General features: G+C 37.7%; 13 protein-coding genes. 10 read left to right on the top strand and 3 right to left on the bottom strand.

What is annotated here, in order from left to right; genetic code table 11:
- The first annotated feature begins 4 nt into the window (after positions 1–4).
- Positions 5–1216, top strand: a complete 1212-nt coding sequence (locus tag EPL02_RS13685) for a multidrug effflux MFS transporter (protein WP_131888010.1) — start codon at positions 5–7, stop codon at positions 1214–1216.
- A gap of 114 nt (positions 1217–1330) precedes the next feature.
- Positions 1331–1927, top strand: coding sequence for a DUF6944 family repetitive protein (locus EPL02_RS13680; protein ID WP_094912157.1), 597 nt, complete (start codon positions 1331–1333; stop codon positions 1925–1927).
- Positions 1928–1943: 16 nt separating this feature from the next.
- Here EPL02_RS13680 and EPL02_RS13675 read toward each other — a convergent pair whose 3' ends face one another.
- The gene (locus tag EPL02_RS13675) at positions 1944–2834 is read right to left on the bottom strand and encodes a LysR family transcriptional regulator (protein WP_131888009.1); all 891 of its coding nucleotides are present in this window, start codon (positions 2832–2834) and stop codon (positions 1944–1946) included.
- Positions 2835–2948: 114 nt separating this feature from the next.
- Here EPL02_RS13675 and EPL02_RS13670 point away from each other — a divergent pair, with 114 nt between their 5' ends.
- The 5 genes from EPL02_RS13670 to EPL02_RS13650 all read left to right on the top strand — a co-directional run bounded on the left by EPL02_RS13670 (position 2949) and on the right by EPL02_RS13650 (position 8636).
- Complete coding sequence (locus EPL02_RS13670) at positions 2949–3716, top strand: class I SAM-dependent methyltransferase (protein WP_205687718.1); 768 nt, start codon at positions 2949–2951, stop codon at positions 3714–3716.
- A gap of 467 nt (positions 3717–4183) precedes the next feature.
- Positions 4184–5989 (top strand): assimilatory sulfite reductase (NADPH) flavoprotein subunit, encoded by a 1806-nt coding sequence (locus EPL02_RS13665; protein ID WP_131888008.1) that lies wholly within the window; start codon positions 4184–4186, stop codon positions 5987–5989.
- A 22-nt stretch (positions 5990–6011) separates the two neighbouring features.
- On the top strand, positions 6012–7733 hold the full coding sequence (gene cysI / locus EPL02_RS13660; protein WP_131888007.1) for an assimilatory sulfite reductase (NADPH) hemoprotein subunit: 1722 nt from the start codon (positions 6012–6014) through the stop codon (positions 7731–7733).
- Positions 7734–7843: 110 nt separating this feature from the next.
- Positions 7844–8251 carry a hypothetical protein gene (locus tag EPL02_RS13655; protein WP_131888006.1) on the top strand — a complete coding sequence of 136 codons (408 nt, stop codon included), beginning with the start codon at positions 7844–7846 and terminating at the stop codon, positions 8249–8251.
- A gap of 76 nt (positions 8252–8327) precedes the next feature.
- Positions 8328–8636 carry an MGMT family protein gene (locus tag EPL02_RS13650; RefSeq protein ID WP_131888005.1) on the top strand — a complete coding sequence of 103 codons (309 nt, stop codon included), beginning with the start codon at positions 8328–8330 and terminating at the stop codon, positions 8634–8636.
- Between the two features lie 52 nt (positions 8637–8688).
- On the opposite strand, the gene EPL02_RS13645 is transcribed toward EPL02_RS13650, so the two are convergent.
- On the bottom strand, positions 8689–9459 hold the full coding sequence (locus tag EPL02_RS13645) for a DUF2628 domain-containing protein (protein WP_094912163.1): 771 nt from the start codon (positions 9457–9459) through the stop codon (positions 8689–8691).
- A gap of 206 nt (positions 9460–9665) precedes the next feature.
- On the opposite strand from EPL02_RS13645, the gene EPL02_RS13640 reads away from it, so the two are divergent.
- Together EPL02_RS13640 and EPL02_RS13635 are read left to right on the top strand one after the other, a co-directional pair.
- On the top strand, positions 9666–12419 hold the full coding sequence (locus tag EPL02_RS13640) for a response regulator (RefSeq protein WP_131888004.1): 2754 nt from the start codon (positions 9666–9668) through the stop codon (positions 12417–12419).
- A gap of 26 nt (positions 12420–12445) precedes the next feature.
- A complete protein-coding gene (locus EPL02_RS13635) occupies positions 12446–13297 on the top strand; it encodes a CheR family methyltransferase (protein WP_131888003.1) in 852 nt (283 codons plus the stop codon).
- Positions 13298–13326: 29 nt separating this feature from the next.
- On the opposite strand, the gene EPL02_RS13630 is transcribed toward EPL02_RS13635, so the two are convergent.
- Positions 13327–14469 carry a fused response regulator/phosphatase gene (locus tag EPL02_RS13630; RefSeq protein ID WP_131888002.1) on the bottom strand — a complete coding sequence of 381 codons (1143 nt, stop codon included), beginning with the start codon at positions 14467–14469 and terminating at the stop codon, positions 13327–13329.
- 241 nt (positions 14470–14710) lie between these two features.
- Between EPL02_RS13630 and EPL02_RS13625 the strand changes: the two genes are divergently transcribed.
- Positions 14711–16024 carry a DPP IV N-terminal domain-containing protein gene (locus tag EPL02_RS13625; protein WP_131888001.1) on the top strand — a complete coding sequence of 438 codons (1314 nt, stop codon included), beginning with the start codon at positions 14711–14713 and terminating at the stop codon, positions 16022–16024.
- Positions 16025–16082: the final 58 nt, after the last annotated feature.

The following is a 16082-nucleotide window of genomic DNA, read 5'->3' as shown; positions in this document are numbered from 1 at the left end:
TACGATGCAAAGAGAGTTTGCGCAAAGTATAGCAGCTGGTTCAAAAAGCCGCTTGCTGCTCGTTTTAATTTTAGGAGGGTTGGGTGCATTTGGTCCTTTTACAATTGATATGTATTTACCAGCTCTTCCCACAATCGCAAAAGAACTTGATGCGACAACATCTTTAGTTCAAATAAGTTTAACAGCCTGCTTGATTGGGCTAGCATTTGGCCAACTATTAATGGGGCCTTTTAGCGATATTAAAGGTCGAAAAAAACCGCTCGTTATTTCAATTATTATCTACACAATCGCTTCAGCTTTATGTGTTGTGGCACCTTCTATTTGGCTATTTATTGCCCTGCGCTTTATTCAAGGAGCTGCAGGAGCAGCTGGTATGGTTATTTCAAGAGCAAGCGTACGAGACTTATTTTCAGGAACGGACTTAACTAAATTTTTTGCAATGCTGATGCTTGTTAACGGATTGGCACCTATAGTAGCACCTATTGCAGGTGGTCAAGTACTAGAGTTTGTATCATGGCGAGGAGTATTCGGCGTTTTAACTGTAATTGGCGTAGTTATGCTAATTAGCGTTATGGTTGGTCTGGATGAAACGCTACCACCTGAACGTCGTAAAACAGGCGGCTTTAAAGAGATTTTACAAACGTTTGGAAGCCTAGTGAAAGATAAAACATTTGTAGGCTACGCGCTGACGCAAGGATTTGTAATGAGCGCAATGTTTGCTTACATTTCGGGCTCAACGTTTGTTCTTCAAGAAATTTATGGATTATCTCCACAAATGTTTAGTGGAGTCTTTGCTATTAATGGTGTAGGTTTAATTATCGCCACACAGGTGACCGGACGTTTGGCAGGGGAAATTTCTGAAAGTACATTGTTAACGTATGGTTTGATTCAAGCTGCAATTGGGAGCATTAGCTTAGTACTTGCAATTTTATTAACAGACTCTGTTTTACTTCTATGTATCTTTTTATTTTTATCAGTAACAAGCGTTGGAATTGTTAACACAACGGTATTTTCATTAGCTATGCAAACTCAAGGAAAACAAGCAGGAAGTGCAGCTGCTTTATTAGGTTTACTGCCATTTTTACTAGGAGGATCTGTAGCGCCGCTAGTGGGTGCATTTGGAAACAATACGGATTTGGCGATGGGAATTGTCATTGCAATTTGTGAGTTGCTTGCTTTATGTGCTTATATGTTGCTTGTTAAGAAAAAAAAATAATGGTTTTAAAAATTGCGCTTTACATACTGTAAAGTGTAATTTTTTTTGTTAAAATCACTTTCAATTTCTCATGCATATGCTGTAAAAAGAACTTTACGACGGGGCGTGGCATGGATGGATAATGGACAATTGGAAGTAGTTGGGGCTGCAATTGCTGCTATCGGAACCATAACGGCCGCGGTTGGAAGCACACCTTTTTGGTGGCTTTCAGAACAAGCTAAGTACAATTTAAACCTTTGGGGGAACTTGCTACAGGGAACAGGTAACGCATTAGAAGCAGATGGGCAAGAAGGAGTTTCTCTCGAAAAGATTGGAAACGAAATTCAAGCGGTTGGAAACTCCACCATTGTAGCAGGCCTTCTTTTATTAGAAGAAGGAGAAACACAAACTCGTCTTACGATTGCTGGTAACCTGATGCAAGCTTTAGGAGGAGCTGCTGCATTAGGAGACGAGTTAAAGGATGACTCAAATATTGGAGAGGTATATAGCATCGTCGGAAATATTATGCAAATTATTGGGAATTCGATGCAGGCTCTAGGCGATGGCTATGATTTAAGAGCAGAAAAACTAGAAGAAGCAGCGGAGATAGGTGATAGTTCTGGTGAAGATAATGATAAAGGGGAAGTATTAAACGTATTTGGAAGCTGGATTCAAGCAGGCGGATCCGTACTGTCGTTCATCGGTCAGGTTATAGAAGAAGAGGAAGAATAGAGAAAGCACCAAGTTTCTAACTAAAGATAGAAGCTGCGGTGCTTTTTGCCATATTTATAAAGTTCTTTGAAGCTTGACTAAGGTAGGAATCCTTGACGTGAGCAAATACAAGCGTACGCGTAGCGTGCTCTAGTTTTATATAGCGAATCATGGAAGGATTGTCACGTTTAATAACCATTTCAGGAACAAGGGTAACTCCAAGGCCGTTCAAAACTAATGATTGAGCTGTTTCAATACTACTTGTTTCATAAGCTACTGCTGGTTGAAACTGGTGATTTGCACATAAAGAGAGTACCTTTGAGCGGAAATCAAACCCGCTTTTTAATAAGACGAATGGGCAATTTTTGTAATCTGTTAAGCGATTCGATAAAGGTGGTAACCAATTGGGCGAATTCTTTGGAACGGCAAGGTAGAGAGCTTCTGTTAAAAAAGGTTCATATTTTAAGCGTTCATCTTTAATCGGAAGCGATAGCAAAGCAAAATCTACTTTAGTGTTGACTAATAAATTCAGTATATTTTCGCTTGAGTCTTCCACAAACTTTACTTTTACAGTTTGATACTCATGCATAAACTGCTTTAGTAAAGGCGGAAGAACATGCCCACCTGTGATAGGGGTAACGCCAATTGTGATACTATTTTCTTTTATGTTTTTGGAATCCTCTAGCTCTTTTTGTAAATTGTCATGCATACGTAAAATAGCTTGTGCTCTTACAACAAACAGCTTGCCTTTCTCTGTTATTTCAATACCAGTTGAATAACGATTAAATAATAAAATACCCAGCTCATCTTCTAGCTTGGAGATTTGTTTACTTAAAGAAGGCTGAGCGATATGTAAATTCGCAGCAGCTTTCGTAAAGCTTTTCATCTTGTAGACTTCTATTACATATTGAAATAAGCGTATCTCCATTTTTCCCTCCATAGTTTTAAACTATCAGTATAATAGCTACCATATATTAGCCATTAAATCATTTAGTATGTAGGATAAATATAACAAATATTTCTAAAAAGGGGTTAGTTAAAAATGAACTCAATAAATGTTTGGAATCCTTCTTTATATGACCAAAAGATGCAGTTTGTTTCAAAGTATGGTGAAAGTTTAATTGATATTCTTTCTCCTAGAGAAGGTGAACGGATTTTAGATTTAGGATGCGGTACAGGTGATTTAACTACAAAAATTGCTGAGCATAATGCGTTAGTCACGGGTATAGACTATTCCGAAGAAATGATTAATGCTGCTAGAAACAAGTATTCACACATACAATTTAATATCGGAGAAGGACAGTCATTCGTAGTTAATCAACCATACGATGCGATTTTTTCAAATGCAGCGCTTCACTGGATGAAAGATGCTAAAGGTGTATTATCATCAGTTCACCAAGCTTTAAAACCGAAAGGGCGATTTGTTGCCGAATTCGGTGGGAAAGGTAATATTCAAAGCATTATTGAGAGCATTTCGTATTTTCTACAACATGAATATAGCATTGATGCAAAGGAAAGGAACCCTTGGTATTTTCCTAGTATAGGAGAATATAGCGTGTTGCTTGAAGAGACCGGGTTTAAAGTGCTCTTTGCACAGCACTTTAACCGCATTACACCGTTAGCTGATGGTGAGGACGGTATGCAGCAATGGTTAGAAAGTTTTGCTGGTGATTTTGTGACAGGCCTTAGTCATAGTGAGAAGAAACACCTTTTTGGACAAGTCACTAAGCATCTTAAGCCACAGCTGTATATAAAAGGTCGGTTTGAAGCCGATTATCAACGTATTCGAATAGTGGCAATAAGAGAATGAAATATTCCATCTATAAACTAGAGGATGGGACATAAGTATTTCAGTCAATAATCTATCCGAATTGTCGACAGTTAACGCTGTTTGATAGTTCGGACGTTTTTGGTTGGTTCGGAAGATAATTTAGAAAAAGAGTGTCTGTAGCGCAATGCAACGCAATTGTTCTTACAACCTAACTATTATAATAAAGTAATGCTTTGTCTTTGAGAAGGAATCATATTGTTATGTCTTATCTCCTTTTTGTTTAAATATCATTATTAACTTTCCTGAAGTCTCATATTAATATTTTTAATACAACTAATAAATTATCTGTATTTTACTAATTTTGAATTTTAGTGTAAAATCAATTAAAAAAATAGGAATAGTAGAGATTAAGAGATTTTTAGAGAAATATTCGTCAGAATAATGAAATCATTTTGTATAATTTGTATACATACTAAGCTTTATATTCCTTTGTGAGGTGGATATTTTTGCAACTTCAGGTTACAAACAGTCCTTTTAATCAAGAGCAGGTAGAATTACTTAACAAATTACTACCAACGCTAACAGAATCCCAAAAAAGTTGGCTAGGTGGATACTTGGCTGCAAGCGGTTCAGCATCAGCACCCGCACCCGCTGTTGAACCAGCGCAGAGTGTACCAGCTACTCAGCCGGTGTCTAAAGATGTAACAATTCTTTATGGATCTCAAACAGGAAATGCTCAAAACCTAGCAGGTCAAACGGGTAAAACATTAGAAGCAAAAGGTTTTAATGTTAAAGTCGCGTCTATGAGCGAGTTTAAACCAAATACCCTTAAAAAACTTGAGAATTTACTTATTGTGGTAAGCACTCATGGAGAAGGAGAGCCACCTGATAACGCGCTTTCTTTCCATGAATTTTTACACGGAAAACGCGCTCCAAAGCTTGATAATTTACGATTTTCAGTTCTTTCTCTTGGAGACAGTTCCTATGAGTTTTTCTGTCAAACAGGAAAAGAGTTTGATCAGCGCTTAGAAGAGCTAGGGGGTACGCACTTATATCCACGAGTTGACTGCGATTTAGATTATGAAGAACTAGCAGCAGAGTGGACAGAAGGTGTTTTAAATGGTTTAAGTGAGGGGAGCGGTGTTCAAGAGGCTGCTGTGGCAGTAGAAGAAACATTGGCACAGCCATCAACTTATTCTAGAACGAACCCATTTAAAGCTGAAGTACTAGAAAACTTAAACTTAAATGGTCGCGGATCAAATAAAGAAACGCGTCACTTAGAGTTATCTTTAGAAGGTTCTGGATTAACGTTTGAACCTGGTGATAGCTTGGGAGTTTATCCAGAGAATGATCCTGAACTTGTTGATTTGTTAATTTCAGAGCTAGGTTTCAATCCAGATGAAGTAGTAAAGGTGAACAAACAAGGCGATGTGCGTTCTCTACGTGAGGCGCTAATTTCAAACTTTGAAATTACTATATTAACAAAGCCGTTGCTTGAACAAGTTGCAAAGCTTACAGGAAATGAAGAGCTCCATGCGCTTATCAGTGATAGCACAAAAGTAAAAGAGTACGTTTATGGGCGTGACCTTTTAGATCTTGTTAAAGACTTCGGCCCTCTTGGCGTTTCAGTTGAAGACTTTGTTACTTTATTGCGCAAGCTGCCAGCACGGTTGTATTCCATTGCAAGCAGTTTAGAAGCTAATCCTGATGAAGTGCACTTAACAATTGGAGCTGTGCGCTACGATTCACATGGAAGAGAGCGTAAAGGCGTATGTTCTATTTTATGCGCAGAACGCTTACAGCCAGGTGATACTTTACCTGTTTATATTCAGCATAATCAAAACTTTAAACTTCCAAGTAATCCTGAAACGCCAATTATTATGGTTGGTCCAGGAACAGGAGTTGCACCGTTCCGTTCGTTTATGCAAGAGCGCGAAGAGGTCGGTGCAGAAGGTAAGTCATGGATGTTCTTTGGGGACCAGCATTTCGTGACGGACTTTTTATACCAAACGGAGTGGCAACAGTGGCTAAAAGACGGTGTACTTACTAAGATGGATGTTGCATTTTCACGTGATACAGCTGAAAAAGTATATGTTCAGCATCGTATGAAAAAGCATAGTAAAGAGCTTTTTGAATGGTTAGAAGAAGGTGCAGTGGTTTATATTTGCGGAGATGAAAAGCATATGGCACATGACGTGCACAATACGCTGATTGATATTATTGAACAAGAAGGCAACGTAAGCCGTGAACAAGCAGAACAATATTTAGCTAATATGCAGCAGCAAAAGCGCTATCAGCGCGACGTATATTGAGGATTGAAAGGAGAGTTTCAACATGGTTAACAAAATTTTAAAAGCGCCCGAAGGTCCTCCAAGTGACGTTGAGCGCATAAAAGAAGAAAGTAATTATCTGCGCGGTACGTTGAAGGAATCGATGCTTGAGCCGATTAGCTCAGGGATTTCAGATGATGACAATCGCTTAATGAAATTTCATGGAAGCTATTTGCAAGATGATCGTGACCTTCGCAATGAGCGTCAGAAACAAAAGCTAGAGCCAGCTTACCAGTTTATGCTTCGTGTTCGTACACCAGGCGGAGTTTCAACGCCAGAACAATGGCTTGTTATGGATGATTTAGCTCAAAAATATGGAAACGGCACGCTTAAGTTGACAACGCGTCAAGCTTTTCAAATGCATGGGATTCTAAAGTGGAACATGAAGCAAACGATTCAAGATATCCATGCATCAATGCTTGATACAATTGCAGCATGTGGTGACGTTAATCGTAACGTGATGTGCAACCCAAATCCTTACCAATCTGACATTCATGAAGAGGTATTTGAATGGTCGAAGCAACTCAGCGACTATCTGTTACCACGTACGCGAGCATATCATGAGCTTTGGTTAGATGAAGAAAAAGTCGCTTCAACGCCTGAAGTTGATGAAGAGCTTGAACCAATGTATGGGCCGTTATACTTACCTCGTAAATTCAAAATCGGGATTGCGGTGCCACCATCAAATGACATTGACGTTTATTCTCAAGATTTAGGCTTTATTGCAATTGTTGAAGAAGGTAAGCTAGTTGGCTTTAACGTTGCAATCGGAGGCGGTATGGGAATGACGCACGGAGATAAGCAAACATACCCGCAATTAGCAAAAGTGATTGGTTTCTGTACACCAGACCAAATTCTTGAAGTAGCTGAAAAAATTATTACAATTCAGCGTGACTACGGTAACCGCTCTGTGCGTAAATACGCGCGCTTTAAGTACACGGTTGATCGCTTAGGGTTAGATACGGTCGTTGAAGAGTTAGAAAGTCGTTTAGGGTGGAAACTTGAAGAATCGAAAAACTTTCACTTTGAACATAACGGTGATCGCTATGGATGGGAAAAAGGTGTCAGAGGAAAATGGCATTTTACACTATTTGTTCAAGGGGGCCGCGTAACGGATTACGATGGTTATTCGTTAATGACTGGGTTGCGTGAGATTGCGAAAGTGCATACTGGAGATTTCCGCTTAACAGCCAATCAAAATTTAGTTATTGCTAATATATCAAGCCAAAAGAAAAAGCAAATTAGTGAACTAATTGAACAATATGGATTAACAGACGGTAAGCATTATTCCGCACTTCGCCGTAGTTCACTTGCTTGTGTATCGTTACCTACCTGTGGATTAGCGATGGCAGAAGCAGAGCGCTACTTGCCGACTCTTATTGAGAAAATTGATGGAATTTTAGATGAAAATGGTCTTCGCAATCAAGAGATTACGATTCGTATGACTGGCTGTCCAAATGGATGTGCTAGACCTGCACTTGGTGAGATTGCCTTTATCGGTAAAGCGCCTGGAAAATACAATATGTACCTAGGAGCTGCTTTTGACGGTAGTCGCTTAAGTAAAATGTATCGTGAGAATATCGGTGAAAGCGAAATTTTAAGCGAGCTACGTGTACTAATTAGCCGCTATGCAAAAGAGCGTCATGATGGTGAACACTTCGGTGACTTTGTGGTGCGTGTTGGGGTTGTGAAGGCCGTAACGGACGGTACGAATTTCCACAGCTAAAAAGGAAAAAGACAGAGAATGTTCTCTGTCTTTTTTTATGAGTTCATGAACCGAATGAGGAGCCTGTACATATACTAAAAAGACAAGTCGGTTTAAAAGGAGAACTTGTAATGCCAATCAATGACCCTATTCAATTTTTAGATATTCACTATGAAGCTATCTCTTATCATTCTTTTGTAAGTCTAAGCACCATACTTCCTCGGGTGATTAAGGTAAGAGATTCGATTGCAATCAATCAATTTAAGGCGCTAACAGGAACGTTATTAACGTTATTTACAGCAAGAGTATCTGTAAGTGCTGAACAAATTAATTTTTTGCAACAGGCTACTAACGAAATTAATAATGCTCTATCTGATGCATCTACCTCAAGACAGCTAATGGCAGATTACGTATTAGTCTACCTGGAACGATGGTTGTTTCTAATAAATCATATAACAAATTTCAAACCTGAAATCAGTGTAGAAATACATATGATTTTTAGTGAAATGAAAAATATTGTTCGACAGTATTCCATATGAGAAAGGCCCTCTCCCTTGGGAGAGGGCCTTTCTCATGTTAAAATAAATGAATTAACTAAAAGGAGAGTGAAAGTCCTTGAATCAATTTACGCAGCGGGTTATTCAAATTATTCAAGATATCCCAAGTGGGTATATTATGACATATGGACAAATTGCAAAGGAAGCAGGAAATCCAAGGGCAGCGAGACAAGTAGCTCGCATTCTGCACTCTATGAGTCAAAAGCATAATTTACCGTGGCATCGTGTTGTAAATGCAAAAGGTGAGATTGTAATTAAAAATGAAGAAGGTGTTTGGACTCAAAGGACTCTTTTAGAGAAAGAAGGAATTTCTGTCCAAGAAGGAAAAGTAGTAGTAGAGCAGTATCGCTTTGATAAAAGAACATAATAATTCGTGAATTAGCTTGAAAAAAGAGAAAGTAGCACGTACCTTCTCTTTTTTAATAAAACGTATTATCTTCAATCCAATATTCGTATTCCTCAGCTTCTTCATCACTTAGCTTTTTACCGTTTATGTAGACTTCATGCCACTCGTATACTTGCTTATGAATATATGTATAAAATAGGATACGTACATGCTCTTTCTCCGAATAGTCATAGCCTTTAAACTGAATAATATGATGGTTATCTTCTTTTTTAATATACGTCCACGTTGGATGATCCGTAAATGCTTCTAACGTTATGCCTTCATCGCTGTACCTCATAATGTCTTTGGCATTTGTTTTAGTAGGCAAATAGGATAGACCATAATCAGCTCCAATACTAAAAGCAATAACAAGTGCGTTTAATCCAATTAAACTACCGATGTGTGTGCCACCTTTATCTTTTAAATAAAGAATTTGTTTTTCTTCTGGAAGGTCCATAGCGGACTGTACCAGTTTAAAAGCATGCTTATAGTACCAACGATTAGCATTTATCCCTATTACGACGGCAATCACCAAATAAAAAAGTACTTCAACCAGAAATGGAACATCAACGATATATGTTGCAACAAGCAGTGGGATATCAATGAGCGCAATAATTAAAAAGAGTTTGTATAACTTCCGGTAGGCAAGCCAGAATGGGAAAAATAAAAATGCCATCCAGTTCCAGCTGTTATTTTCAGCCGGGTCTGCAACCGAGCTCCATTTTGTATGGTAGTAAGAGGTATTGGTTTGCACTACTTTATGCTGAGCATCAAGTGATAAAGGATGGGTTGTGGAATCTTTCATCTAAGTCCTCCTTTCTTTTTTTCTTTCTCATCCAATCTAGAATACGCCATTCATACAAATGAAACAAGTATGTTTATCTGTTTAATAGGTAGTTTTTAGTCCGTATAGTAGGTTGCTTTCTTCAAATTAAAAAATAGTATAGGGAAAATGTTTTTCAGTGTATAATAGATACACTGTAAGAGTAATAAGTAAAGGCAGGAACATATATGAAAACGAAATGGAAAATGAGGATACGCACAAAGATTTTAGGTGGCTATTTCTTTATTGTTTGTAGCTTATTTATAGCTATTATTCTTTTAAATAACCAAATTAAGTCTTTGCAACAAGAGCGAAATTTTATTATTGATCATGATATTCAAATTCACGAGTTAACAGGTCGCATTGAAAATAGTTTGTTGAATATGGAAACCGGTCAACGAGGCTATGTGCTCACAGGGGACTCAGTTTATTTAGCACCTTATGAACAAGGACAATCTCAATGGCTAGATGACTATAATAAGTTATATCAGCTATTAGATGATAATTCTCAACGAGAGAAGCTAAAGGAAATAAAGTCAACGATTGAAAGTTGGATTGAAAACGCTGGAGAACCAACAATTAAATGGCAGCAAGAAGGTAACACCAAAGAGCTAGAGTCGTTTTTCGAAGTAGATTCCGGCCGTCGCTACATGGATGAAATGCGAAGTCAGTTTAGTTCGTTTCGTGAAGCGGAAAAAGCAATGACCGAACAAAGAGCAGCAGAATTAGATAACCAAAATAAAAATATTACTCTAGGCATGTATGGTCTCCTTTTATTTGTAACCTTATTTTCAACGATAATTGGTCTTTTTTTATCAAAGTCGATTGTTAATACAATGAAAGAAGTGACAAATACAATCAGGGAAATCGCTACATCAAAAAACCAGTTGAATACACGGATTGCCGTGAAAACAAATGACGAAATAAAAGAGCTGGGAGATGCAACTAATGAGCTGCTAGATAGTGTAGAAAAGCGAAATTGGCTTCAAACAAATCTTGCAGAAGTTGTGACGATGTATCAAGGCATCACGTCTGTCCGTACATTAGCGGAACAATTTTTAATAACAGTCTCTAAAATAACGGGTGCTTCATATGGCGCCTTTTACATTCGAAATGATGAGCACGATAAGATTGAGTTTGTAAAGGAAGCCAGCATTGCTGATCGATTTGAAGACGTAGGAAGAGAATCATTTAAAATGGGACAAGGGCTTATTGGACAGTGTGCATTAGAGAAGAAACAGTTATATTTAACAGATTTACCTGAAGGGTATCAGTTGATTGGATCAGGCTTAGGTGCAACCGTACCTAAGAGTGTGTTTATTGCCCCTGTTTTATTTGAAGGTGAAGTTATTGCAGTTATAGAATTAGCAAGTTTAGAAAACTTTACTGCGCTTGAAAAAGAGCTTATGAATCTGGTGATTGAGACGTTTGGATTGACGATAAATAGCGTTACGAGACGAATGGAAATTGCTCGATTACTGTCAGAATCTCAAGCAATGACTGAAGAACTTCAAGCACAATCCGAAGAGCTTCAAACGCAGTCCGAAGAGCTACAGATGCAATCCGAAGAGCTTCAAACCATTAATGAACAGCTAGAGGAGCGCACGCGAGACGCAGAACATCAGTCTGAAGAGCTTTTGGTCGCTAAAAAAGAGCTAGAAGAAAAAGCAACTCAACTTGAATTAAACTCACAATACAAGTCTGAGTTTTTAGCAAATATGTCTCATGAGCTGCGTACCCCTCTTAATAGTATATTAATTTTATCAGAGATGCTTGCAGAAAATGGAGACAACAGGCTTACAGGTGAAGAAGAAGAATATGCGCGTATTATTCATTCTTCAGGCAGTGATTTATTGGGGTTAATTAACGATATCTTAGACCTATCAAAAGTAGAAGCAGGAAAGCTAGAGCTACTTTTAAGCGAAGTAAATATGAGCGAGCTTCCACAACAGCTAGAGCGTCAGTTTGCTCATGTATCGGAAAAGAAAAATGTAGCTTTTCATGTATACAAAGAAGATGATGTACCGAATCTGTTTATAACAGATGAAAAGCGTGTTCAACAAATTTTGAAGAACTTGCTGTCCAATGCTTTTAAATTTACTCATCAAGGAGAAGTATCTATTTTTATTCGACGAGCAAGTGAAAGCATCTCTCATCCAATAAAGAAATTGGTGGATTCAAACTGTTGGCTCGAGTTTGAAGTAAGAGATACGGGAATTGGTATTCCTAAAGAAAAGCATGAACTGATCTTTGAAGCTTTTCAACAAGCGGATGGTGCCACGGTTCGTAAGTACGGTGGTACAGGTTTAGGGTTGTCTATTTGTAGTGAATTTGCAAAGCTTTTAGGTGGTTTTATTACGCTTCATAGTGAAGTAAGCAAAGGAAGTTCATTTACGCTTTATTTACCAAGCTTAATTAATGGAGCTGTGGATTATACTCAGCTAGAAGAAGCGTACAGCCAAGTGGCAGTAACTTTTAATGAAGTAGAAGTTATGGAAGAACAGCCGGAAAGCACAATTGAAGATCAAGAAGAAAAAACTTCGGCTAAAAACGACTCAAACGTATTCAAAGGAAAGAAAGTACTAATTGTTGATGATGATCAGCGAAATATTTTCGCTTTACAAACAGCATTGAAAAAACAAGGAATGGACATCGTTACGGCTCAAAATGGCCTTGAGTGTTTAGAAATTGTAGAGTCAAAAGAGCATCATATTGACCTAGTTCTAATGGACATTATGATGCCATATATGGACGGATACGAAACAATGCAAAAGATTCGTCAAGAGTTGGAACTAAATGATTTGCCAATTATTGCATTAACCGCAAAAGCGATGAAAAATGATCGGGAAAAATGCTTAGAAGCAGGGGCGTCTGACTATATTAGCAAGCCGTTAGATCTTAGTCAGCTATTTTCGGTGATGCGCGTGTGGTTAGCAAACTGAGTAAGTAATGAAAAAGGATGTTACGTATGGATACAAATCAACTAGAAGTAAACGAAGCATCATATAAATCAAATCTAGAGCTGAAGTTGCTATTAGAGGCGATTTATCGACTATCTGGATTTGATTTTAGAAAATATGCCCAGTCCTCTGTATATCGACGAATTCAAAACCGAATGAACATTGATGGCATTCCAACGATTTCGAGAGTAATTGAAAAAGTTGTGCATGACGAGGAATTTCTAGAGCAAATTTTAAACGATTTATCAATTAATGTAACAGAGATGTTTAGAAACCCAACGTTTTTTAAAGCATTTCGTACGAAAGTAGTTCCCTTACTAAGACAGCATAAAGAAATTCGAATTTGGCATGCTGGCTGTGCAACAGGTGAAGAAGTCTTTTCAATGGCTATTCTGTTACAAGAAGAGGGATTGATTGATAGATCAGTGATATATGCAACAGATATGAACGAAGACGTCCTTCAAAAGGCAAGACAAGGAACATTTTCGCTTCGCAAAATGAAAGATTATACCAAAAACTATATACAAGCTGGTGGAACCGAAGCATTTTCACAATATTATCAAACCGATCATCTCTATGCTTATTTTCACCGAAGTTTATTGAAAAATATTATCTTCGCACAGCATAATTTGGTAACGGATCAGTCATTCAATGAATTTCACGTTATCATTTGCCGCAACGTGCTCATTTATTTTACAAATGAGCTTCAAGAGCAAGTATATGATTTGTTTTCAGAAAGTTTATGTGAAGGTGGATTTTTAGGACTTGGAGATAAAGAGACGCTGCGTTTCTCAGCTGGAGCTGAATTGTATGAAGAATTTGTAGGAAATGAGCGAATTTATCGAAAAAAAGCCACATAAAAAAGGTCGAGAGCGTGCTCTCGACCTTTTTAAATAGCTTTAGCTTGAACAAGCAGTAAACACATGTCGTCTGGTTGATTTTCACGCTGTTCGGGAGGAAGAATTTGATCCATGATAATGGAGGTGTCTTCCCACTTTTGAGAGGTAATTAATTTTAGCTGTTCAGTTGCCTCCACTTCGGAAGGTCCCATCGCCTCTAACGCACCATCTGTAAATAATAAGAGTTGAACGTCCTCTTCAAATGATACTATAAACTTATTGACGATAATGTCATCAAAAAAACCAACGGCACAGCTTCCTCGCTCCAACGGCAAAACTTCCTTACCATCAATCAACATAAAGCCCGGAGGATGCCCTGCGTTTACGTATTCGACCGTTTTATTCTTTGTATCAATCACAATATAAATACCCGTGAAATAATAAGGAATATGATCTTTTTCAGTATGAAGTAGAGTCATATAGCGATTTAATTCTTTAATTACAAGCTCAGGGTCAACAAGAAGTTTAATGGCTTCTCTGAGAACAGATGAGATAAACATACATACAAGAGAAGCTGAAATTCCGTGCCCCATCATATCAAATAAGATAATTCCATATCGATGCTTATCAATTTTATGACAGTAATACATGTCACCTGCTAGCTTAAAAGATGGTAAATAGGACACGTCCATTTTAATATCATCTTCTTTTAATAATTGACTAAGAAGGTTTCGCTGAACGTTTGTAGCTAAATCAAGCTCTGTTTGAATCTTCTTTTCGTGCTCAGAGTGCCAGTCAAGCTCTGATTTCAGCCGAAGCGCAACTCGTATGCGAGCTAGCAATTCTACTTTGTTAATGGGCTTGGTAATATAGTCGCTTCCTCCAGCGTCCAGCGCTTCAACAAGCTTGGAAGAGTCCTCAAGAGCCGTGACGAAAATAATGGGGATGTTCCTCAAACGCTGGACGGTTTGAATACGGCGACACGCTTCAATACCATCGATTTCAGGCATCATAATGTCTAATAGAATTAAATCAACAGGCGGTGTTTTGGCATGAAGTTCATCCACTTTTAGATAGGTGAAAAGCTCTTGTGCTGATGTTAGTGATACGGTATCAGTATAGCCGGCACCTTTTAAAATTTTATCAATTACAAATAAGTTGACGGAATTATCGTCTACCAATAAAATGGCCATTCTTTATCTTTCCCCTTATCTTGTTTGAAGACTATTCAGTTTTCAAGCATACATTTTCTTTTAAGCTATATTATACAAAACTTATAAAGCTTGTGGTATTAACATCCCTTAATGTGAGTAATAAAAATTTTCTTCCACGGAAATAAAGGAGATTATAATAGTGAAAATGTAATAATTTTCTAGAATACGAAAGTGAAATAAGGTAATATGTAAATATTGGATAAAGAAAGGAAGGGTAGCATTGAAAAAAGGATTTTTATGGGGCGCTAAGATTGTTGTTTTTATATTATTAATTAGTAGTATATATCTATCATATACGCAAAGTAACGACCCTTATCGCTTTTTTACAGGATTAGGGAGTGAAATTTCAATCTCTCCAAATGACGATCGCTTTTTATTTTCATATTATAAAGGTGGAAATGAGCAGGTTTACCGTTCGAGTATAAGCGGAAAGGATGTGCAGCAGCTTACAACGTCGAGTGAAACTCGCAGTCATACACCCCGCTATTCAAGTGATGGCAAAAGAATTTTATTTTTAACAAAAAAACCGGGTGTTGATGAGCCAAACGTTCTTAACGTTGCGAATGCAGATGGGCAATCTCTTCAAAAGATTAGTGATGATTCTCTACACGTAACGGACGCCTTATTTTCAACGAACAGTCAGCAAATCTATTTTATTGGAATGCCAGCTTCAGATCTTGGGAAATTAGAAGGAACAGAAGAAGGCGGAAATAATCTCTACGCCGCAGATGTACAAACGGGAAAGGTTAAGCAACTAACAAAAAAAGACTATTTCGTCATGAGTGATTTGGCAATTGATGATGAAAAAGTTTATTATAAAATTCCTAACGATCAAGATTATAGTGATGAACTATACGAGTATAATATAAAGACAAAAAAAGAGCAGGCCGTTACGCAACTTAAATTACCTGGAGATATGTATGAAACAACATTTTCTCCAACTGGGAATCAAGTAGCTTATACAGCAGTCTCACAAGAATCTGAAAACAGTTCATTATACGAATATGAACTATTTTTATTCGATGTTCAATCAAATAACACAGAGCAGTTAACAACGTTAAAATCCAGCGTGAATTCTCCTGTGTTTTTTCATAAGCGAAATAAAGTTGCCTTTCTACATGATACGGCCTGGGCAGCACAGCCTGAAGAGTATAAGCTAAAAACCATTGATTTAAAAACAAAAGAAATACAAGAAGTAGAGTTAGCAATTCCTAAGAATACGAATAATGAGGTGCTGAGCAGTCTAGTTGGCTATATAGGAAACGTGTACACAATTGCGCTATTATATGTCGTACTACTTTCTTTATTTACGTATTCGTTTCGTAAGGATAAACCATACTTAATACCGATTATTAGCCTTAGCATTGCGATTGTAGGAGTTATAGCAAGCTTTGTTACAGCGGCTGTTTTCGATCCATGGGCAGGCATTGGAATAGGGACGCTATCAATTGGCATCGCGGCATGCAGCATCATTTTATTTCTTGTTGCGTTTGTCATAAAACAGGTGACAACAAAACGTAATCATTCACTCTAATAATAGTTGCAGCAGGTACAGGCGAACTGTACCTGTTTTTTCTATTTGAAAAAACAGG

Source organism: Bacillus sp. CBEL-1, assembly GCF_004348885.1.
GTDB classification, from domain to species: domain Bacteria; phylum Bacillota; class Bacilli; order Bacillales; family Bacillaceae_H; genus Priestia; species Priestia aryabhattai_A.
The sequence above is the reverse complement of the archived record's forward strand: the minus strand, read 5'-3'. Positions and strand labels throughout refer to the sequence as shown.